At 69.6% G+C, this 20,689-nt stretch carries 20 protein-coding genes; 8 read left to right on the forward strand and 12 right to left on the reverse strand.

Annotated features, from left to right (window positions below; all coding sequences use genetic code 11):
- Positions 1–43: 43 nt before the first annotated feature.
- The 3 genes from C4B68_RS18615 to C4B68_RS18625 all read right to left on the reverse strand — a co-directional run bounded on the left by C4B68_RS18615 (position 44) and on the right by C4B68_RS18625 (position 3,123).
- The gene (locus C4B68_RS18615) at positions 44–1,690 is read right to left on the reverse strand and encodes a polyamine aminopropyltransferase (RefSeq protein WP_099504857.1); all 1,647 of its coding nucleotides are present in this window, start codon (positions 1,688–1,690) and stop codon (positions 44–46) included.
- Positions 1,691–1,876: 186 nt separating this feature from the next.
- Positions 1,877–2,395: a DUF2617 family protein gene (locus C4B68_RS18620; protein WP_099504858.1), complete on the reverse strand. Its 519-nt coding sequence runs from the start codon at positions 2,393–2,395 to the stop codon at positions 1,877–1,879.
- A 437-nt stretch (positions 2,396–2,832) separates the two neighbouring features.
- Complete coding sequence (locus tag C4B68_RS18625; RefSeq protein WP_099504859.1) at positions 2,833–3,123, reverse strand: hypothetical protein; 291 nt, start codon at positions 3,121–3,123, stop codon at positions 2,833–2,835.
- 140 nt (positions 3,124–3,263) lie between these two features.
- Between C4B68_RS18625 and C4B68_RS18630 the strand changes: the two genes are divergently transcribed.
- Together C4B68_RS18630 and C4B68_RS18640 are read left to right on the forward strand one after the other, a co-directional pair.
- Positions 3,264–4,475 (forward strand): pyridoxal phosphate-dependent aminotransferase, encoded by a 1,212-nt coding sequence (locus C4B68_RS18630; RefSeq protein ID WP_099504860.1) that lies wholly within the window; start codon positions 3,264–3,266, stop codon positions 4,473–4,475.
- Positions 4,476–4,631: 156 nt separating this feature from the next.
- Positions 4,632–5,834: a glycosyltransferase family 39 protein gene (locus tag C4B68_RS18640; RefSeq protein WP_107475415.1), complete on the forward strand. Its 1,203-nt coding sequence runs from the start codon at positions 4,632–4,634 to the stop codon at positions 5,832–5,834.
- A gap of 15 nt (positions 5,835–5,849) precedes the next feature.
- Here C4B68_RS18640 and C4B68_RS18645 read toward each other — a convergent pair whose 3' ends face one another.
- Together C4B68_RS18645 and clpB are read right to left on the reverse strand one after the other, a co-directional pair.
- A complete protein-coding gene (locus C4B68_RS18645) occupies positions 5,850–6,380 on the reverse strand; it encodes a YbjN domain-containing protein (protein WP_099504862.1) in 531 nt (176 codons plus the stop codon).
- 149 nt (positions 6,381–6,529) lie between these two features.
- Entirely contained in the window at positions 6,530–9,127 is a 2,598-nt protein-coding gene (gene clpB / locus C4B68_RS18650; RefSeq protein ID WP_099504863.1) for an ATP-dependent chaperone ClpB, read from the reverse strand.
- Positions 9,128–9,274: 147 nt separating this feature from the next.
- On the opposite strand from clpB, the gene C4B68_RS18655 reads away from it, so the two are divergent.
- The gene (locus tag C4B68_RS18655; protein WP_099504864.1) at positions 9,275–9,688 is read left to right on the forward strand and encodes a pyridoxamine 5'-phosphate oxidase family protein; all 414 of its coding nucleotides are present in this window, start codon (positions 9,275–9,277) and stop codon (positions 9,686–9,688) included.
- A gap of 134 nt (positions 9,689–9,822) precedes the next feature.
- Here the strand turns inward: C4B68_RS18655 and C4B68_RS18660 are convergent, their stop codons facing one another.
- The gene (locus C4B68_RS18660) at positions 9,823–10,158 is read right to left on the reverse strand and encodes a Rieske (2Fe-2S) protein (RefSeq protein WP_099504865.1); all 336 of its coding nucleotides are present in this window, start codon (positions 10,156–10,158) and stop codon (positions 9,823–9,825) included.
- Entirely contained in the window at positions 10,155–10,514 is a 360-nt protein-coding gene (locus C4B68_RS18665) for a hypothetical protein (protein WP_143674411.1), read from the reverse strand. The genes C4B68_RS18660 and C4B68_RS18665 overlap by 4 nt, the downstream gene beginning before the upstream one ends.
- Before the next feature lie 110 nt (positions 10,515–10,624).
- On the opposite strand from C4B68_RS18665, the gene C4B68_RS18670 reads away from it, so the two are divergent.
- Entirely contained in the window at positions 10,625–11,617 is a 993-nt protein-coding gene (locus tag C4B68_RS18670) for a helix-turn-helix transcriptional regulator (RefSeq protein ID WP_099504867.1), read from the forward strand.
- A gap of 32 nt (positions 11,618–11,649) precedes the next feature.
- Here C4B68_RS18670 and C4B68_RS18675 read toward each other — a convergent pair whose 3' ends face one another.
- Complete coding sequence (locus tag C4B68_RS18675; RefSeq protein WP_099504868.1) at positions 11,650–12,768, reverse strand: helix-turn-helix transcriptional regulator; 1,119 nt, start codon at positions 12,766–12,768, stop codon at positions 11,650–11,652.
- Positions 12,769–13,254: 486 nt separating this feature from the next.
- On the reverse strand, positions 13,255–14,325 hold the full coding sequence (locus C4B68_RS18680; protein ID WP_099504892.1) for a sugar ABC transporter substrate-binding protein: 1,071 nt from the start codon (positions 14,323–14,325) through the stop codon (positions 13,255–13,257).
- Positions 14,326–14,664: 339 nt separating this feature from the next.
- Between C4B68_RS18680 and C4B68_RS18685 the strand changes: the two genes are divergently transcribed.
- Positions 14,665–17,085, forward strand: coding sequence for a PA14 domain-containing protein (locus tag C4B68_RS18685; protein WP_099504869.1), 2,421 nt, complete (start codon positions 14,665–14,667; stop codon positions 17,083–17,085).
- A 34-nt stretch (positions 17,086–17,119) separates the two neighbouring features.
- On the opposite strand, the gene C4B68_RS18690 is transcribed toward C4B68_RS18685, so the two are convergent.
- Both C4B68_RS18690 and C4B68_RS18695 read right to left on the reverse strand, forming a co-directional pair.
- A complete protein-coding gene (locus C4B68_RS18690) occupies positions 17,120–17,710 on the reverse strand; it encodes a Uma2 family endonuclease (RefSeq protein ID WP_240634400.1) in 591 nt (196 codons plus the stop codon).
- Complete coding sequence (locus C4B68_RS18695) at positions 17,707–18,180, reverse strand: ATP-binding protein (protein WP_099504870.1); 474 nt, start codon at positions 18,178–18,180, stop codon at positions 17,707–17,709. The genes C4B68_RS18690 and C4B68_RS18695 overlap by 4 nt, the downstream gene beginning before the upstream one ends.
- A gap of 246 nt (positions 18,181–18,426) precedes the next feature.
- Here C4B68_RS18695 and C4B68_RS18700 point away from each other — a divergent pair, with 246 nt between their 5' ends.
- The 3 genes from C4B68_RS18700 to C4B68_RS18715 all read left to right on the forward strand — a co-directional run bounded on the left by C4B68_RS18700 (position 18,427) and on the right by C4B68_RS18715 (position 20,173).
- The gene (locus C4B68_RS18700) at positions 18,427–19,308 is read left to right on the forward strand and encodes a helix-turn-helix domain-containing protein (protein WP_099504871.1); all 882 of its coding nucleotides are present in this window, start codon (positions 18,427–18,429) and stop codon (positions 19,306–19,308) included.
- Between the two features lie 9 nt (positions 19,309–19,317).
- On the forward strand, positions 19,318–19,518 hold the full coding sequence (locus C4B68_RS18705; RefSeq protein WP_099504872.1) for a DUF397 domain-containing protein: 201 nt from the start codon (positions 19,318–19,320) through the stop codon (positions 19,516–19,518).
- 427 nt (positions 19,519–19,945) lie between these two features.
- Positions 19,946–20,173 carry a hypothetical protein gene (locus C4B68_RS18715; protein ID WP_099504894.1) on the forward strand — a complete coding sequence of 76 codons (228 nt, stop codon included), beginning with the start codon at positions 19,946–19,948 and terminating at the stop codon, positions 20,171–20,173.
- 61 nt (positions 20,174–20,234) lie between these two features.
- Here the strand turns inward: C4B68_RS18715 and C4B68_RS18720 are convergent, their stop codons facing one another.
- On the reverse strand, positions 20,235–20,687 hold the full coding sequence (locus tag C4B68_RS18720) for a heat shock protein transcriptional repressor HspR (protein WP_099504873.1): 453 nt from the start codon (positions 20,685–20,687) through the stop codon (positions 20,235–20,237).
- Between the last annotated feature and the right edge of the window lie 2 nt (positions 20,688–20,689).

A 20,689-nucleotide genomic window follows, 5' to 3' on the forward strand; every position in this document is an offset into this window, starting at 1 on the left:
CCCGAACCGCACCCTCGTATCACGGGATTCCCCCGCCTCCGCCTCAGTCGGCGTACCGCGGATGCACCAGTGTGGAGGGCGGAAGGTCCGGAACGCGGGTGCGGGCGGTCTCCCGGGCGGCCGCCGCCAGGGCCTCGGCGGTCAGCGTGCGCGGGCGCGGTCCGTGCGGCGGAAGGCCCAGGCGAACGCCCGTACGCGAGGCCAGGACGAAACCCCAGTCGCCCGGCGCCTTCGACGCGCCGCCCGCCGTGCGGTCGGGGCCCGCCCCGAAGCCGGAGTGCCGGCCGCCCGCGCGGTAGGGGGCGGTGAACAGACCGGCCGCCCGGATCGTCGCGTCCACCGTCCAGAAGACCCGCGGCCGGGAGGAGACCGGGCCCGCGTGCACGGCCAGACGGCCGTCGGGGGCGAGGGCACGGAGCGCGAGGCCGTAGAACTCCTGCGAGTACAGCTTCGCGCTCGCGGTGATGCCCGGGTCGGGGAGATCGCAGATCACCACGTCGTACGTCGACGGGGCGCCGCGCATCCAGCGGAAGGCGTCGGACGTCACGACGTGCACGCGTTGGTCGTCGTACGCATGGCCGTTCAGCTCCGCCAGCGCCTGGTCGCGGCGCGCCAACCGCACGACGCCCGCGTCCAGTTCGACCACGTCGACACTGCGCACCCCGGGGTAGCGCAGGACCTCGCGCGCCGCGAGGCCGTCGCCGCCGCCGAGGATGATCACGCGTGCGTGGGGGCCGTTCATCGCGGGGTGCACGAGCGCCTCGTGGTAGCGGTCCTCGTCGCGGCCGCTGACCCGGAGGCGGCCGTCGAGGAAGAGGTTGAGCGGCCGGCCGTGGGTGCCGCCGGTCAGGACGACCTCCTGGACCTCGGTCTGGAGCGCGACCCGTACGTCCGCCCCGTACACCGCGCGCCGCGCGGCCCGTTCGAAGTCGTCGACCAGCACCGCGGCCGAGGCGAGGAGTCCGAGGACGAGGAGATTGGCGACGAGCAGGATCCAGCGGACGCGGCGGGTCACGTCCCGGCGGAACAGGCCCAGTACGAGGGCGCCGCCCGCCACCGCGTTCACCGCGCCGGTGAGCAGCGCGCCCGTCAGCTGGCCGAAAGTCGGCAGCAGGAGGAAGGGGAAGGCCAGCCCTCCGACCAGGGCGCCCACGTAGTCCGCCGCGAACAGGTCCGCCACCGCTCCACCCGGGTCCTGGCGGCGGATGCGCTGTATCAGTTCCATGAGGAGGGGGATTTCGGCGCCGATCAGCAGGCCGATGGTGAGGGAGAAGGCCACCAGCAGACAGCGGGGGCCGTTCGCCCAGAGGCCGCCCCAGTCGCCCGTCCACGCGAACACCGCGTACAGCGCCATCGCGCTGCAGCCGCCGACCAGCGCGAGCGCCGCCTCGATCGCGCCGAACCCGGCCGCGGCGCGCGGACGCAGCCGCTTCGCGGCGAGGGAGCCGACCCCCATGGCGAAGACCATGACGGACAGGACGACGGAGGCCTGGGTGACCGAATCCCCCATCAAGTACGCGGCCAGGGCGACGAGTTCGAGTTCGTACACGAGTCCACACGCCGCACAGACGAATACTCCGGCGAGGACGAGGAACCGCCCCATGCCCGGGCGGACGGGCAGCCGCGCCTGACCCTGGACGCCCCAGGGCGGCGGCGCGCCGGGAGGAGCGGGCGCGTGCGGTTCGATCACGCTGCGAACGCTACGTCACTCTGGCGGGGCGCCTCGTCACCCACACGTGTGGATCCGTTTCCCCTAGGAGTACCCCGGAGTTGGGGTAGGCGTGCCCTGGGGGCTGCCGCCCCCAGACCCCCGCTGTCGCGCTCCGCGCTCGTCCTCAAACGCCGGATGGGCTGGAAGATCTCCAGCGCACGTACGTCACAGAGCCGCCGGATCCCGTACCCCCACCCTCGTCCGCGTCGCCACCAACTGGCCGTCCTGCGGGTAGGCGTGCCAGGTGCGCCAGTGGACCTGGCCCTCGTGGCGCTGGGCCAGCATCGCGGTGAAGGCGTTGGGGCTGCCGGGGAAGACGCCGGCGAGGCCGTTGGGGTGGTCGGAGACGAGGGCCAGTAACTCCTCGGCGCGGCCCGTGAACGAGCCGGGGGAGAGCACCTCGACGCGCGCCGCGAACTCGTACTCCCAGTCGCCGACCCGCTTGGCCACGCCGAGCGGCAGGGGTGTGCTGCTGCCGGGGATGCACGCGACGGTCTCCGAGCAACTGCCCCGCTCCTCCTCCAGGAGCACCTGGTGGGAGGCGCCGAGCAGTCTCAACTGGAGCTTCGCTCCGTCGAGTTCGAGGTCGAGCGTGGCGAGGGCCGGCAGCGGCTCGCGGCCCAGGGTCCAGGCGAGATCGGCCGCGCGCGTGTCGGTGTACGAGGTGGTGAGGGTCGTGAGCATGGGTCGGCTCCGCTAGCACGCAAAGGTGAGGTGAGGGTCCCGCGCACCCGGTCGGCACCGGGGGAACGGCCCGGTCAGCCCGGCCAGGAAGGACAAGAGGCCTTGTCGGCCCGGGGCTGCGTTGGTGATTTAGAGGGAATCATGAACTGTGGGGCCGCCACAGCGTTTTTACCCAACTTCGTGGGGTTTCCATCCCCCCGAGGGCTCCACAGCTCATCTGTTCAACCGCGGCGTGCGCCCGGCGCACGAAAGCACGCGTCGAGAAACCCGTCACCCGACACGCGCCCACAAGCACCGGATGCGGTCACTCGAGGTCACGCAAGGTTACAAAAGGACACACAGTGCACGAAAGTGCCCGTCGGCACCTGTTGTCTGACGGGCACTTCTCCGTGCTGTGCGCGGATGCGCTGTCCCGCTGGGAGCTCAGCTGCCCCGTGTCAGCTGCCTCCGCCGCATCCGCCCCCGCCGCCGCAGGAGGACCCGCCCCCGGAGGACGAGCCCCCGCAGGACGAAGAACCTCCGTCGGACGACGAACCTCCGCCGCAGGACGCGGCACCGCCCGCCCCGGCGGCCCGCCAGCTGCTGTCCCCGCTGTCCGACGAGGAACGGCCGTGCGAGCGACGGCGGTTCCCCTTCGAGACCGAGACCTTCTTCTGGCTCCGGCCGATGGCCGCGAAGGCCACGACGAGCACGATGCAGACGACCGCCAGGATGATGCCGATGATCATGGCGTCACCCTCCTTCCCTTCCCCCGAAGCGACCCCCCGTGGGCCGTTCCTCTCGCTGTGCGCTTCTTGCGTGACAGGGGGATGCCCTCGCGTCTCACGACCCAAAGCAGAGTTGAGGAAGTCCAGAGCTTGGGCGCAGGATGACCGGCATGACCTACAGCACGCGCCCCTTCCTCAACCGCCGGCTCGCCGAGTTCGGGACGACGATCTTCGCCGAGATGTCGGCCCTCGCGGTGAGCACCGGGTCGATCAACCTCGGCCAGGGTTTCCCCGACACCGACGGTCCCGAGGAGATCAGGGAAGCGGCCGTGCGGGCGCTGCGCGACGGGCGCGGCAACCAGTACCCGCCGGGGCCCGGCATCCCCGAGCTGCGCACCGCGATCGCCGCGCACCAGGAGCGCCGGTACGGGCTGTCGTACGACCCGGACCGTGAGGTGCTGGTCACCGCCGGTGCCACGGAGGCGATCGCCGCGACCCTGCTCGCGCTGCTGGAACCCGGCGACGAGGTGATCGCCTTCGAGCCGTACTACGACTCGTACGCGGCCTGCATCGCGATGGCGGGCGGAACGCGCGTCCCGGTGACGCTGCGCCCGCACGAGGCCGGCGACGGAACCTCCGGGGGACGCAGCTTCCGGCTCGATCTCGACGAGCTGCGCGACGCCGTCACCGACCGGACGCGGCTGCTGCTGATCAACACGCCGCACAACCCGACCGGAACCGTGCTGACCCGCGAGGAGCTCGCCGAGATCGCGCGGCTCGCCGTGGAGCGGGATCTGCTCGTGGTGACGGACGAGGTGTACGAGCACCTGGTCTTCGACGGGGCCGAGCATCTGCCGCTGGCCACGTTCCCGGGGATGCGCGAGCGGACGGTCACCATCGGGTCGAGCGGCAAGACGTTTTCGTTCACCGGGTGGAAGGTCGGCTGGGTGACCACGCCACCCGCCCTGGTCAGCGCCGTACGGTCGGCGAAGCAGTTCCTGACGTACGTGGCGTCGGGGCCCTTCCAGTACGCCGTGGCCGAGGCGCTGGCGCTGCCGGACGCGTACTTCGAGGCGTTCCGCTCGGACATGCTGGCCAAGCGGGACGTGCTGGCGGCGGGGCTTGCGGACGCGGGGCTCGAGGTGTTCCGGCCGCAGGGCACGTACTTCATCACCACCGACATCCGGCCGCTCGGCGAGACCGACGGCTTCGCCTTCTGCCGTGCCCTGCCCGAGCGCGCCGGTGTGGTCGCCATCCCGAACGCCGTCTTCTACGACCACCGGGAGGCGGGCGCGCCCTTCGTGCGGTTCGCGTTCTGCAAGCGCACGGAGGTGCTGGAGGAGGCGTCGAAGCGGCTCAAGACGGCCTGGTGACACGGCGCCCGCCGCCCCCGCCCAGGAGCACGGCAGGCACCGCCCCCTAGCACCGCGAGCGCCGTCCGCGTGGGTGGCACGCCGGGCGCGCCCGAACCGTACCCGCGCGGCCGAGCAACGCTCGCGGCTCCCCCGGAGGGAACGCACAGTGCGGATGTGACCCACCCGAGTACGCTCGCCGGCTCCGCCCTCACGGAGCCCGGGGACGCCGCCGCCCGCCCCTCCCGTGCCGCGCGGGGCCTGTCGAGCGCCGTGGTGACCGCGCTGGGGCTGTTCGCAGCCGCGCGGCTGACCGGCGCCCTCGTGCTGGCCGCGGCCGCGTGGGCCACCGGCAGGCAGCCGCTCGCCCTGCTCGCGCGATCCTGGGACTCGGTCTGGTACCTGCGGATCGCGGAGCACGGCTACGGCCGGACGGTGCACTTCGCTCCCGGCGTCATCCAGAGCGACCTGGCGTTCTTCCCGCTGTACCCGGCGCTGGTGCGTGTCGTCACCGCCCTGACCCCGCTCGACGCGCCCACGGCGGGCCTGCTGGTCTCCTGGCTCGGGGCCGCGGCCGCCGCGTGCGGGCTGTACGCGATCGGGGCCCGGCTGCACGGCCGCGCGGCCGGCACCGCCCTCGCCCTCCTGTGGGGTCTGCTGCCCCACTCGGTCGTGCTGTCGATGGCGTACACCGAGCCCGTACTGACCGCCTTCGCCGCCTGGTCGCTGTACGCGGTGCTCCGCGAGCGCTGGCTGTGGGCGGGCGCGCTGGCGGCTCTCGCGGGTCTGGCCCGGCCGAACGGGGTCGCGGTGGCGGTGGCGGTCCTCGTGGCGGCGGCGTGCGAGGTGGGACGGCGGCGCGGACGAAAAGTTCCCCACAGGCTGTGGACAGGCGCCGCGCTCGCGCCGCTCGGCTGGGGCGGCTACGTGCTCTGGGTGGGCCTGCGAAGGGGCGATCCGCTCGGCGGCTACTTCGAGGTGCAGCGGCAGTGGGGCTCGCGCTTCGACTTCGGTGCGGGCTCGCTCGGCTTCGTCAGGCACCTGCTGCTGTACGGGGACCGCTTCGTGTTCTCCGTGACGCTGCTGATCGTCGCGGCGGCCGTCGTGCTGTCAGCGCTGCTCGTCGCGGACCGCGCGCCGCTGCCGCTGATCGTCTACAGCGCCGTACTCCTGCTGATCGCGCTCGGCGGCTCCGGGTTCTTCGAGTCGAAGCCGCGCTTCCTGCTTCCCGCGTTCCCGCTGCTGCTGCCGCTGGCGGGGGCCGTCGTGCGGACGGCGAAAGCCCGGCCCTGGCACGCGACCGTGGTGGTCGGTGCCCTGGCCGGGCTGTCGTTCGCTTACGGCGCGTATCTGGTGGTGTTCGCACACACGCCGCTGTAAAGCCGGATCCGAGGACTACTCCTCGTCGCCCTCGGGCTTGTCCGCTTCGTTGATCTCCTGCTCCAGGCCGAGCTGCTCGACGAGCCACTTGTCGAACTCGATGGCGGCCCGCACCCAGCTGACCGTCGACGAGACGAAGTGCTCCAGGCTGACACCGGTGCCGACCAGCATCTGCGCCTCACCGATCAGACGGACGGTGCCGTCGTCGTGGGTGTGGCTGTAGACCTTGGGCCACAGCGTGCGGCGGTTCCAGTCGTCGATGGACTCCAGCAGCGTGGGCTTCTCGTCGATCTTGTGCGGCCGGTCGTAGAACGTCCGCACCGAGAAGACCTGCTGGTCACCTTCACCGCGGAACATGAAGTACGTACGGAACTGCTCCCACGGCGCCGCGAGGTCACCCTCTTCGTCGACGACGTACTTGAGCTCCATCTGGTCGAGGAGCTGCTTCACGAGGTCCTGATCCGGGACGACGGGGCCCGCCGGTCCTTGGGGCTGCGGCTCGGGCTGGCCCCCGAAGTTCGGAATCGAGGACGGGTCGATGCTCACCGTGTATTTCCCTTCGTACGGATTCTGCCATCCTCCCCCATGCGGGGCGGGGAGTGGCAACCCCTGACGGGGCCTGTCGGCCTGGACTGCCACGATCCGGTCACCAGCGCATGCCCATGATCGGATCATGGGCATGCGCGGATCGCGGATTACAGCGTCTTGCCCGTGGCCGGCCCCACGATCAAGCCGCCGCCGAAAGCGTCCACGCGGACCGTGTCGCCGTCCTTGACCTCGCCCGCGAGAATCTCCTTGGCGAGACGGTCGCCGATGGCGGTCTGGACGAGGCGGCGCAGCGGGCGCGCACCGTACGCCGGGTCGTTGCCCTCGTCGGCGAGCCAGGCCAGGGCCGTGTCGGTGACCTCCAGGGTCAGCCGGCGCTCGGCCAGCCGCTTGGCGAGCCGGTCGATCTGGAGCCTGGCGATGCGCTCCAGCTCCTCCTTGTCCAGGGCGGAGAAGACCACCAGGTCGTCGAGCCGGTTGAGGAACTCCGGCTTGAAGGAGGCCCGTACGACCTCCAGCACCTGCTCCTTCTTCTCGTGCTCACTCGTCAGCGGCTCGACCAGGAACTGACTGCCCAGGTTCGAGGTGAGGATCAGGATGGTGTTGCGGAAGTCGACCGTCCGCCCCTGACCGTCCGTCAGGCGTCCGTCGTCCAGCACCTGGAGGAGGATGTCGAAGACCTCCGGGTGCGCCTTCTCGACCTCGTCGAGAAGGACTACGGAGTACGGACGGCGGCGGACCGCTTCCGTGAGCTGGCCGCCCTCCTCGTACCCGACGTACCCGGGCGGGGCGCCGACCAGCCGGGCCACGCTGTGCTTCTCGCTGTACTCCGACATGTCGATACGGACCATCGCCCGCTCGTCGTCGAAGAGGAAGTCGGCCAGCGCCTTGGCGAGTTCGGTCTTGCCGACACCGGTGGGGCCGAGGAAGAGGAAGGAGCCGGTCGGGCGGTCCGGGTCGGCGATGCCGGCGCGGGTGCGGCGTACGGCGTCGGACACCGCCTGTACGGCCTCCTTCTGGCCGATGAGCCGCCGGCCCAACTCCTCCTCCATACGCAGGAGCTTCTGGGTCTCGCCCTCCAGGAGCCGTCCGGCGGGGATGCCGGTCCAGGAACCCACGACGTCCGCGATGTCGTCGGGGCCGACCCCCTCCTTGACCATCGTGTCCTTGGCGGCCTCCTCCTGAGCTTCCGAGGCGGCTTCCAAGTCCCGCTCAAGGGTGGGGATTTCGCCGTACAGCAGCTTGGACGCGGTGTCGAAGTCGCCGTCGCGCTGGGCCCGCTCGGCCTGGCCGCGCAGCTCGTCGAGCTTCTCCTTCAGCTCACCGACGCGGTTGAGGGACTGCTTCTCCTTCTCCCAGCGGGCGGTGAGGCCGCGCAGCTCCTCCTCCTTGTCGGCGAGGTCGCGGCGCAGCTTCTCCAGGCGCTCCTTGGAGGCCGGGTCGGTCTCCTTGGAGAGCGCCAGCTCCTCCATCATCAGCCGGTCGACGGCGCGCTGGAGCTCGTCGATCTCGACGGGCGAGGAGTCGATCTCCATCCGCAGCCGGGACGCCGACTCATCGACGAGGTCGATGGCCTTGTCGGGCAGGAAGCGTGAGGTGATGTACCGGTCGGAGAGGGTGGCGGCCGCGACGAGCGCGCTGTCCGCGATCTGGACCTTGTGGTGGGCCTCGTAGCGCCCCTTGAGCCCGCGCAGGATGGCGATGGTGTCCTCGACGGTCGGCTCGGCGACCAGCACCGGCTGGAAGCGCCGCTCCAGCGCCGGGTCCTTCTCGATCCGCTCCCGGTACTCGTCGAGGGTCGTGGCACCGACCATGCGCAGCTCACCGCGCGCGAGCATCGGCTTCAGCATGTTGCCCGCGTCCATGGCGGAGTCGCCGCCGGCGCCCGCGCCCACGACGGTGTGCAGCTCGTCGATGAAGGTGATGATCTGCCCGTCCGAGTCCTTGATCTCGGCGAGCACGGTCTTCAGCCGCTCCTCGAACTCACCGCGGTACTTGGCGCCCGCGACCATCGCGCCGAGGTCGAGCGCGACGAGCCGCTTGTTCTTGAGGGACTCGGGCACATCCCCCTTGACGATCCGCTGCGCGAGCCCCTCCACGACGGCGGTCTTGCCGACGCCGGGCTCACCGATGAGAACGGGATTGTTCTTCGTGCGGCGGCTGAGCACCTGCACGACGCGCCGGATCTCGTGGTCCCGCCCGATGACGGGATCGAGCTTCCCGTCCCGCGCCGCGGCCGTGAAATCCGTACCGAACTTTTCGAGTGCCTTGTACTGGCCCTCGGGATCCGGGGTCGTCACCCGGCGCCCTCCCCTGCTCTTCTGGAACGCTCCAAGCAGCTTTTTCGCGCTGGCGCCCTGCTGGGAGAGTACGTCGCCGGCCTGGCCGCGCTTCGCGGCGATGCCGATGAGCAGGTGCTCGGTGGAGAGGTACTCGTCGCCGAGCTCCTTGGCCAGGCCGGCCGCCTCGGTGATCACGGCGAGCAGCTCGCGGTTGGGCTGCGGGGGCGCGACGGTGGAGCCGGTCACGCTGGGCAGGCCCGCGAGGACGCGCTCGGCTCCCGAGCGCACGGCCGCCTGGTCGGCGTCGACCGCAACCAGCAGATCGACGATGTTCTCGTTGTCCTGCCCCTCGAGCAGCGCGAGGAGCAGGTGCGCGGGGGTCAGATCCGGGTGCCCCTCGGACACGGCCCGGCTGCTGGCCGCGTCGATCGCCTCCCGGCCCCTGTTGGTCAGCTCGACGTCCACGGTCGCGCTCTCCTCCTGTGCGTCAGTGGTCCCTCGTACGGACCCCCATGCGTCCATACGTCCTGCATGCTCTTCATGCTGAGCGTCTCAACGAGCACAAAGTTGAGTCTATTCCACTCAAGGCTGTAGCTGGAATAGATTTCAGTCATGGCTTCGTATCCGGTGGACCCGCGGCAGCCCGACGCCGCCTACCTCAGCTTCTGGCGCGAGCGGCACCTGTGCACGCTGACGACGCTCCGCCCCGACGGCAGCCCTCACGTGGTGCCGGTCGGGGTGACCTACGACCCCGGGGCGGGCCTGGCCCGGGTGATCACCAACAAGTCCAGCGCGAAGGCGGGGCACGTGCTGGCGGCGGGGCCGGACGGGGCGCGGGCCGCGGTCTGCCAGGTCGACGGCCGGCGCTGGGCGACGCTGGAGGGCCGGGCGACGGTGTCCGTCGACCCGGTGCGCATCGCGGAGGCGGAGCGGCGGTACGCGGAGCGGTACGGGAGGGAGCCGTCGCCGAACCCGGCGCGGGTGGTGATCGAGATCGAGCTGAGCGCGGCGATGGGGCGCGGCTGATTTCAGCCCTTGCCGAGCCGGGCGGATACTGGGATGTTTCGCCAGAAACTGCAGCGGCGTCACCGTGTTCAGGTCACGGTGACGCCGCTGCGGGGGGAAGTACCTGAGCGATCTACTACGACGGGGGAATCGCGTCAGGCACTGCGGGGGGTGGCTGCGATGGTCTGCACGTCCAAGGCTTCCGGCTCGGCCAGCTGGTGGTCACGCTGATCGAGGTTCACGAAGATCATTCCATATCGAATGGCACACCTGACCGGCTGCGGCGCCCCCCGAGGCCGCCGCAGGCACCGATACGCCCGTACGTCCTCGTCCTCGTCGCGCGTGACGACGACGGGCTCCCCGAACACGGTCACCATCAGCGAGTCACCGCTGTGAGGGATGGCGGTGGCCAGATCGATGAAGTGCCAGCCGGAGCGGTAGGCGGTGGCCATTTCCCGGCGGAATGAGCGATCGTCGGGCGGGGTGGTCATGCGTCCGCGTCCGCCGGTGCCTGCCAGCCGACATCCTGCGTCACGTCGCTGGCAACAGATCCCCAGCCGACGTCCTGCGTCACGTCACCGGCGACAACGTTCCAGCCGACATCCTGTGTCACGTCACTTGCAGCGGACCCCCAGCCGACGTCCTGCGTCCCATCTCCGGCCACAGACCCCCAGCCGACGTCCCCGGCCGCACCGGCCCGGGTCGCCGAACTTTCCGTACTGACGGAGGTGAAATGCCAGCCGACGTCGAGAGGAGCGGCCATACCGAAGGCCAGCGCCACAGCAACGACGGCAGTAGCAAGCACCGAGCGAAGCATTCTCTTATTCATAGTCGGCTTCGTCCTCACTTGATGGCTTCCTCCCCCGTCAGACAAGACGATGGCTCATTCAGGCACGTCAATGCCACAGAAGAGATGCATCATGTTCCTGCACGTTCAGGACCCTGGGGGGTGGAGATTTGCCAGCAAAAAGCACAAAACAGACACATCCTCATGGCATCAACGACCTGTGCGCCGAAGGTTCTCGTCTCTACGCGAGCGCCCTCGGCTCCGGACGCATCTCCCGCGCCGAGGTCGAACCCGCCCCCTGCCTGCTCGAATTCGCGCTGCTCCACCCGGACCCGGACGACCCTGACTGGCTGCGCCCGGTACCCCCGTCCGTGGTTCTCGCACAGCAACTCCAGCCGCTGGAACGGGAGATCCAGGATCGCCGCCGGCTCACCCTCGACCTCACCGACACCTTCCAGCCTTTCCTGGCCATCAGCGCCCAGAAACCGGCGACCACACACGCCATCACCGTGCTGGAGGGTATCGGCCGCATCAACGCCGCGCTCGACGTGGCGATAGCCGAGGCCCGCGACGAAGTCCTGACGGTCCAGCCCGGGGGCAGCAGGCCGGAGCACATCCTGAGCCAGGCCCTGGAGCGGAGCAAGCCCCTCATCGAGCGCGGCATCTCCGTGCGCACCCTCTACCAGCACACGGTTCGGCACAGTCAGAGCACCTTCGCGTACGTGGACCAGATGGCCGGCGCCAAGGTGGAGATCCGTACGCTCGAAGAACTCATCGAGCGGCTCATCATCTGTGACCGGACGGTCGCCTTCATCCCCGCCCAGGATGACCGGCAGGTGGCTCTGGAACTGCGCCACCCCGGCCTCGTGCAGTACCTCATCAAGGTCTTCGAACAGCTCTGGCAACGCGCGACGCCCCTCATGGACGAGGTTCCGTACGAGTCCACCCCCGACGGCATCACAGGCGTCCAGCGCTCCATCGCCAAGCTCCTCGTCGAGGGTCATGTCGACGAGGCCATCGCCCGTCGCCTCGGCATGAACGTGCGCACCTGCCGTGCCCACATCGCCAAGCTCGCCCTGGTTCTCGGCAGCGGTAGCCGGGCCCAACTCGGCTACTTCATCGCCGAGTCGGGCATCCTCAAGCAGGAGAAGCCGGCCAAGTGACCGCAGCGGTAGCCGCACCCAACTCTGCTACCTCATCGGACAGTCGGGGATCCTGGGCCAGAAACACCAGGAACGCCATGAGCGTCAGAAGCCTGAGGGCCCACAAGCCCCTCAGGCCCATCAGGCCCATCAGGCTGCCCCTCCGGCGCCGTGACCACGTGGACATCGGCCGAGCGAGGCGGCCCGTCCAGCCCCGCCTGCGCGATCCGTACCCCCAGCTGCGTACGGCTCGCCGCCCCCAGCGTCTCCGACAGCCGGGCGATGTGTGCCCGGCACGTCCGCACGCTGATCCCCAGCCGCTCCGCCACCACCGCGTCCTGGTGGCCCTCGGCCAGCAGCGCGGCGATCGAGCGCTCGCGGTGGGTGATGCCCTCGATGCCCGTCGAGGGGAGCGGGGACGTCAGCGGGATCGCCAGCCGCCACAACCGCTCGAAGACCGTTACCAGGTAGTCGACGAGCGCCGGGTGGCGCAGTTCCAGGGCAATCGTGCGGTCCGCGTTCGCGGGGATGAAGGCGACCTTGCGGTCGAAGAGAATCAACCGCTCCACGACCTCGTCGAGGGTACGGGCCTCCGCCGCGCCCTCCATCAACTCCATGTAGTTCAGCAGGCCTTGTCCGTGCCGGGCCACGTGCGTGTACAGGTCGCGCATGCGGACGCCGCGGCGGCGCATCTCCAGGGCGCGGTGCAGGCCCTCCGAGAGTTCGTCCTCGCGGCGGATGCCGCCCGGCTGCACCGCCAGGACCTCGCTCGTGCACTCCTCGGTCGCCTTGTCCATGGCGGCCCGGATCCGCGGGAGTCCGTCGAGGACGCGGATCGCCACACCCTCGGCCGGCGCCTGGACGCTCCCGCCGAGCCCCGCGTACCACTCGAAGGCCGACACCGCGTCGACCACCCGGGCCTGGCTCGCGCTGACCTCCTCGTACACGCCGCGCAGCAGCCGTGTCATGACCTCCTGCGGGGAGGTCGGCACCAGCCAGCCCATGTCGTCGGGGTCGGGGTGCAGCAGTTCCAGCTCCAGCAGGCAGGGCACCGCCTCGGCGTCCTCGCGGGGTACCCGGCCGCGCCGGACGGCCCGGGAGTACACCCGGTCTCCGGCTTCGCACAGTTGGTCAGCGCCGTGCGGATGCGTGTCCGTACCGTGCCCGGCCATCTCCCACCCCTGGCTCCAACCCCTGGCGTAAGCCCCTCGTAAACAGCGTCTGCCGCAGCGCAACTATGCGCGGCCCCGTCCGCCATCGCAACACGGCTGCCCCGCCCGCACGCCCCCTCTTGCCCTTGTTCATCCGGGAATCGGCACACCTCCGCGCCGACCGTTGCAACAACCTGCGGGGGGTGCAGCCCGGACAGCGGGTCCCCGGCGAAACCGCTTCCCACGTGCGACGAGGCCCGAGCGCCCTGGGCCCATAGAGCGCATACGGGGCAGCGGTGCCGAGCGGTCAGTACGGGTCGCCGTGCGTCCAATGCCCCTATGTCGTACGGAAGTTGACGACACTTCGTCGACGCTCCGGTCACCTTGTCCGAGGCAACAGGACAGGGCGACCGCGGTATGACGTGCGGTCGCCCTGTGCGATGTCGGCGGGCCGGGAACGGTTCAGCGAAGCGAAGGGCCTATCGGGGGTCTGCCGGGTCTACGGGGTCACTGGAGACCGTTCGCGTCGCACGCCGCCTTGTAGGGCGCCGCGCAGATCTCCTTGACCGTGTAGATGCCGTCCTGGATCACCGTGTCCTCGATGTTGGACTTGTTGAGGGCGACGACGGGCACGAGCTGCGACGGGATGTCCTGGTTCGTGGGGCTGTCGACCTTGTCGCGGGTGAGGGCGTCGAACTCGATCGAGCGGCCCTGGACGACCGCCACGGCCATCTCGGCGGCCGCGGTGGCCTCCTGCGGGTACGACTTGTAGACGCTCATGTACTGGTCGCCCTTGACGATGCGCTGCACCGCGTCGAGCTCGGCGTCCTGGCCGGTGACCGGCGGGACATCGCTGACGCCCGCGGTCTTGAGGGCGTCGATGACGGCGCCCGCGAGGCCGTCGTTGGCGGAGTAGACACCGGCGATGTTGCCGACGCCGACTGCCTCGATGGCCTCCTCCATGTTGGCCTTGGCGTTGACCGGGTTCCAGTCCTTGGTGTCGTACGTCTTGGCGATGACGACCTTGCCGTTGAGCTCGGCGAGAGCGCCCGACTTGAACTGCGCCGCGTTCGGGTCGGTGGTCGCGCCGTTCATCATGACGATCTTCTTCGAGGCCGAGTCGCTGCCCAGCGCCCCGACGAGCTCCTTGCCCTGGACCTCGCCGACGAGCTCGTTGTCGAAGGAGATGTACGCGTCGATCGGCCCCTCCGCCAGGCGGTCGTACGCGATGACGGGGATGCCCGCGTCCTTGGCGCTCTGCACGCCGCTCGCGATGGCCTTGGAGTCCACCGCGTCCACCAGGAGGACGTCGACCCGGTCATCGATCATGCGCTGCAGCTGGCTGCTCTGCTTGGCCGCGTCCTGCTCGGCGTTGGCGTAGACGACCTCGCCCTTGCCGTTGGTGAGCTTCTCGACCTGCTTCTTGATGATGGGGTAGTCGAACTTCTCGTAACGGGAGTTCTCCTTCTCGGGAAGGAGCAGGCCCACCTTGACGTCGTCGCCCTTCGTGGGGCTGGCCTTGGAATCGCTGCCACCGATCCCGTCCACCACGCCGCAGCCGGCGAGGGTGACGGACATCGCCGACGCGGCCAGGGATATGACGACGCGGCACAAGCGGGTGTTACGAGTGTTCACAACAGGCGCCTTCCGGGCAGGGTTGCAGCTTTGAGACCCAGGTGGCTGAAAGCCAACGCGGTGATCACCTCAGCGTCAAGGAGTGCGCACTTAACGAGATGGCAACAGCGATCTGTGTGCTCCGAGTGAACATGATGGGAAGAGCTCACGTCCCGCCTTTCATCAATCCCCTCAGCTTCACCTTCTGTCATCCATCGCCGTACAACCAACTCCCGTTCCCAGGAGTCCTGATCGTCGGCGGTTTCCCTCGCCGTCCGACGATCAGGACTCCTGAAGGAACGCATGAACCCAGCCAGAGGCACGACGGTCACGCTCTCCTCCGCCCTCGTGCTCGCCACCGCGGGCGGCCTGCTCACCGCGGCCGCCGCACCCGCCTCCGCCGCGACGACCTGCACCTCCCCCGTCTACAAAAGGGAGTTCTACGCGAACACCACCTTCTCGGGCACACCGAAGAAGACGGACTGCGACTCCGCGATCGACCAGAACTGGGGCTCCGGCGCCCCCGCTTCGGGCCTTCCGAAGGACAACTTCGGCGTCCGCTGGACGGTGACCCGCGACTTCGGTTCCGGTGGGCCGTTCTCCCTCCCGGTGAAGGCCCAGGACGGCATCCGCGTCTACCTCGACGGCGTCCGCAAGGTCGACCTCTGGAAGAACGTCTCCACCACACAGTCGAAGACCGTCAACGTCACCATCCCGTCCGGCAAGCACACCCTGCGCGTCGACTTCGTCAACTGGACGGGCAGCGCGGTCGTCTCCTTCGCCTACCTGCCCCGCACGTCGGCAACCGTCGACACGGTCAAGCCGCTTGCCCCGACCGGAACGTCGGTCTCGTACGACACTGCCACCAGCAAGGCCAAGATCACCTGGTCCAGGAACAAGGAGATGGACCTCGCCGGCTACCGGGTGTACCGCCGTCTCAAGGGCAGCACGAGCTGGCTGAAGCTGGCCACCACGACAGCGACCTCGTACACCGACACCCCGCCAACGACCGGCGCGACGTACTACTACGAGGTTCGCGCGTACGACAAGGCGGGCAACACGTCGGCCGGTTCGGCGGACCAGCCCGTCGTCACCGTCGACCGGACCCCGCCCGCCGCCCCGTTCGTCGAAATGGACGCGTGCCCGGACGACCAGCCTTTCGCGGGACCGGAGTTGGTCACCACCGCGGCGAACGCCGCCGACATCGCCCGGTACGAGGGTCAGCGTCTCGACCCCGCCACCAACACCTGGATCACCGTCCACACGGGCGCCAAGGGCGCGTTCTGCGACACCGGCCAGCCCGCCGACGGCGGCAAGGCGACCTACCGGGGCCGGGCCCGTGACGCCGCCGGGAACTGGTCCGCGTACTCGGCCGCCACCACGTTCACCACCTTCGACCTGACGCCGCCGCCGACCGCCGCCGACGCCGACATCGCCTACGAGTCCGGCGTACCGCACCTGGTGTGGTCACCCGTCGACGGGGCTGCCTCGTACCAGGTCCTCCAGTACGACCCGGCGACCGGCGGCTACCTGAACGCGCTGGCCAGCGGCTCCACGACGACCCGCACCGACGTGGTACCGCGCCAGCAGGCAGCGATCGCCGACACCTACCGGTACGTGGTGCGCTCGGTGGACGCGAAGGGCAACGCGGCCGCCCCGGTGGAGGTCACCCTGCGGATGGCCGAACGCCCCGAGGCCATCCCCGCCTTCAGGACCACCGCGCACAGGTTCGACGAGGGGGTCATGATCGAGTGGAGCAGCGCCGACCCCTGGACCTCCGACCAAGGCCCGCTCCCCACGTACCGGATCATCCGCACCGACCCGGCGACCGGCGAGAGCACCACGGTGGACCAGTGCAAGCCGAACATCTGGCCGGCCGAGCCGCTCGGGCCCCCGTCGACGTACTGGACGTGGGCCGGTAGCGACGCCCCCGGGTACGCCGGCCGCACGCAGACCAACGGCACCTGCTGGGACGTCTCGGGCGAGTCCGAGACGACGTACGAGTACCGGATCGTGACGATCGACCCGTACGGCCACGCATCACAGCCCGGCCCGGCCGCCACGGCCACCACGCCGGACACCCGGCGCCCGGCCCCGGTCGGGAACCTGACCGCGGAGCAGATCCCGATGGGTGTCCATCTGACCTGGACGCCACCGGCCGACGACGACGTCACCGAGTACTACGTATGGCAGGGCGTGGTCGACCCGGACACGGGCGAGACGATCTGGACGAAGAACTGCTGGACGGGAAGCTCACTCGCCAAGACCGAGATCCTCTGCCCGACGGTCCCCGACGGCGCCACCCACGTCTACCGGGTCGCCGCCGCCGACGGCTCCGGCCTGTACCGGGACGAGGGCCCCGACTTCTTCCACACGTCCGACATCTCCGTCACCTTCCCGGACACCCGCCCGACGGGCTGGACCGGGACCACCGTCCGCGAGGACCAGTACCCCGAGCTGTACGTCGGCTGCTCCGAGAGCTCGGGCCTCGGCGACTGCTCCCGCCTGAGCGCCTACCGCGTGGAACGCTGGGACCCGGCCACGGCGTCCTACCTCACTCTCACCTCGGGCCAGGTCGGCACCGGAGGCGCGTACTACATGGACACCACCGTCCACGAGGACCGGTGGGGCCTGTACTACTACCGCGTCGTGTACCTCGACGCCGTCGGCAACGAAGCGGCGAGCCGCTCGCAGGCGTACGGCATCTGGGAGAGCTGGCTCTGACGCTCTGACAGCGTGATCGTGATACGCCCGCCCGTCAGCCCCGCTTAGGACCCGTGATCGCCTCGCCGATCACGAAGCCCTTGGCGGGGCCTTCGGGGATCGTGACATCGGTGCCGTAGGGGACACGGTGGATGTCCTCCCAGTCGGCTTTGTCGGGGCGTGGCCCGGTGAAGAGGGTGACGGCGCCCTGGCCGTCGTAGTCGTCGATGAGGACGTACACGGGGATGCCGGCGCGGGCGTATTCGCGGCGCTTGCGGATGCGGTCGCGGTCCTGGTCGCTCCTGCCGGGCGAAACCACCTCGACGACCATCGAGGCAGCGGCCGCCTTGATCCCGAGACCGTCCTCGTCCTCGATCAGCTCCGCATCCAGAGGAGCCACAAGGCCGTCCGGAATCCACGCCTTACGTGCGTGGATCACGGACGTGACGTTCCAGACGCCGTACTCGCCGTCCTCCAAGAAGATCTGCAGAGCGCACCAGACGCGGTTGACGACCCGGGCATGTGCGAAGCGACGGAGGGGCGAGACCTCGATGGCTCCCTCGATGATCTCAGCGCGGTAGCCCTCGGGGAGTTCCATGGCCTTCCACAGCTGCCACAGCCCCTCGTCCAGGTCGGACACGTTCACAGGCGACACCCTCTCCTCACGTGCCGGCTGGGTGTGCCCGGAGGCCGGCAGCCCAACTCGAACCACACCCCCTTCGCGTACCGCCCCGCCCTCTCTTCGGCGACGCCCCACACGTCCGCCATCTCCGCGACCAGCGCGAGCCCCCTCCCCCAGCACGCGACGACCCCCGCGACGGGGTGCGCCAGAACGGGCGGATCAGGACTCTCGTCGAAGACGCTGACCCGGAAGCGGGCCGGAGTGAGCCGGACGCGGAGCATGGTGGCCCCCTTGGTGTGCAGGTGGACGTTGGTGACGAGCTCCGAGGTGCACAGGGCGGCGGGCATGACGAGGTGCTCCCGGTCGTGAGTGAAGAGGACGGCACGCACGAAGTCCCGGCACACGCGGGGTGCGGTGGCGTCGCCGGGGGTGAACAGGCTGTAATCGTGGGTGAGTTGAGCGGGACGGTGGGCTGCACGGCGGGATGGGTCCATGGGTGTCGGCTCCTGTGGGGGGCGAAGGCTTCCGTTACCCCGCGATGGCATTGCCCGCGCACGCCTGGGGGGAGGGGCGGGTGCTCTGTCGGCTTATGGGCAGGGGGAGTTGACCGGTGTCGGTGCGTAATCGACACTGCACTCACGGTAGAGATATGGGGCTCTTATGCGCAACCTGTTCACCGCTTTCGGTGGACCAACTCACCGGAACCATGCAGACTTTGGGCGAGCCAGCAAGGAGACCCTGTGGGACTGCGCACGAACATCAGCGAGCGCCAACGACGACTCGGCTTCGAACTCAAGCAACTACGCGAACTAGCAGATTTGAGTTCCGGTGAGGCCGCCGAGCGCGTCGGCATGAGCCGCGGGCAGCTGAGCCATATCGAACTGGGTCGCACCTCCGTTCTGACGGAACGACTAGTTGATCTATGCCAGGCATACGGGTGCGCAGATGAGCCCTACATCAAGGCATTGATCGCCATGTCCGAGGCATCCGGTAAGGGCTGGTGGACCGCCTACAAGAAACACCTCGGGTCCGGCGCACTCAACCTGGCCGAACTGGAGGATGGCGCCGAGTCCCTACGAGTGCACCAATCCCTGTTCGTTCCCGGCCTGTTCCAGACCGCCGACTACGCACGGGCCATCTTTTCCAGCCCCAAGCTGGGCTTCGGAAACATCGAGGAGGCCCTGATGTTCCGCATGGAACGGCAGCGCATCCTCACCCGCCAGAACCCGCCCTCTGTCCATGCCGTGATTCACGAGGCGGCGCTGCACATGCGGTTCGGCAGCGTCCAGGTCGTGCGCGAGCAGTTGCTACGGCTCATCGAGTTGGCCCGCCTGCCCAACGTGACCATCCAGATCTATCCGTTCAGCGCCCAGGCGTACGCGGCTCTCAGCGGGAACTTCGTCCACGCCATCCCCGGCACTCCACGGCTCGGCACCGTGATCCTTGATCACGCGACGGGTTCCGACTACCTGCGTGAGCAGGCACAACTTCAGCGGTACAGCGCGCTGTTCGCGCGACTGGCCGAGAACGCCCTCAGCCCTGTCGACGTATCGTTGGCCCCTGAAGCACACTCGGTGAAGGACTCGCTGGCGCTCATCCAGCATTTGCTCTACACGCTCTAGGAGGCACGGATGTCCGAACTGAACTGGCAGAAGTCAACGTTCAGCGGAGGCCCCGAAGCCGACTGCCTCTACGTCGCCACCGCCCCCGACGGAACGATCCGCCTCCGCGAAAGCGACACCCCGAACGTCATCCTCTCCACCGCCCCCGAAGGCCTGGCCGCCCTCCTGCGTCACCTCCGTACGGCCATACCCCCGATCCAGGAGCGCTGAAGAGCCACCCTCAGGGCACGGCCCCGCCAAGGCCGGCCTTGACCCATGACCCCGCTCATTCTTCCGCGTCCACCGCCTCCACCCCCTCCCTACGGCGCCTGCCCCGCAGCCCCTCAGATCCCCGCACAGGCTCCCCTAACCTCGGGCGGTGCGGCATGAGTTCGCGTACGGTCGCGTCGCCCGCGCCCACGATCGGGAGCGGGTGGGCATACGGATCCCCGGCGGCCGGGGCAGGAACCTGCGGGAAATGCAGGAGGTCGGCCATAGCGGACAGGGGGTCCGGGTCGGCGGGGTGGCCAGCCGCAGGTGGGCGCTCCTCGCTCGCCTGGACCGCACGCGCATGCTCCTCCCAACCGGTGCGGTACCAACGGAGGTGGGCCTGCTGCACCTCGTCTTCGGTGAGGATGCGGACGCCTTCGGGGCCCGCCTGCCGTACCTTCTCTGCCTGCGCCGCTCCGTGGACGTCGGCTTCGCCACCACGCGCGGAGACCTGGCCCTCCTCCTGCAGCGCGCCGACCAGACCGACAAGACCCTCGCCGACCACGAGGAGCGCCTCGACGCCCTGGAACGCACCCGCTGGCCCCTGCCGTCCCTGGCGGCGGTGACGTCCTGCACGGCACTGGCGATCACGCTGTGGGAGACGGTGGGGCACTGAGAACACGAGAAGGGGCCGGGAGGTTCAACCTCCCGGCCCCTTCTCGTCGTACAGGTACGGCTCAGTCCGAGGACTGCTGCCGCTTAGGGCGCCACACCACCAGCGCGCTGGTCTGCTGGACCTCCTGGTACGGGACCAGGTCGCGGCGGTACGAGGCGTGGACGGCCGCCTCGCGCTGCTGCATGGCGGCCGCGGCGCCGTCCACCGCGGACTGGAGTTCGGCGACGCGCTGCTGGAGCGCGGCCACCTGGTTCTCCAGCTCGATGATGCGCTTGATGCCGGCCAGGTTGATGCCCTCATCCTGCGACAACTGCTGGACGGTGCGCAGCAGTTCGATGTCGCGGGCCGAGTAGCGGCGGCCGCGCCCGGCCGTGCGGTCGGGCGAGACCAGGCCCAGACGGTCGTACTGACGGAGGGTCTGCGGGTGCAGGCCGGAGAGCTGGGCCGCCACCGAGATGACGTAGACCGGGGTTTCCTCGGTCAGTTCGTACGGGTTGCGTCGACGGCCGTCCATCG

It is taken from the genome of Streptomyces dengpaensis, from assembly GCF_002946835.1.
Classification (GTDB): domain Bacteria; phylum Actinomycetota; class Actinomycetes; order Streptomycetales; family Streptomycetaceae; genus Streptomyces; species Streptomyces dengpaensis.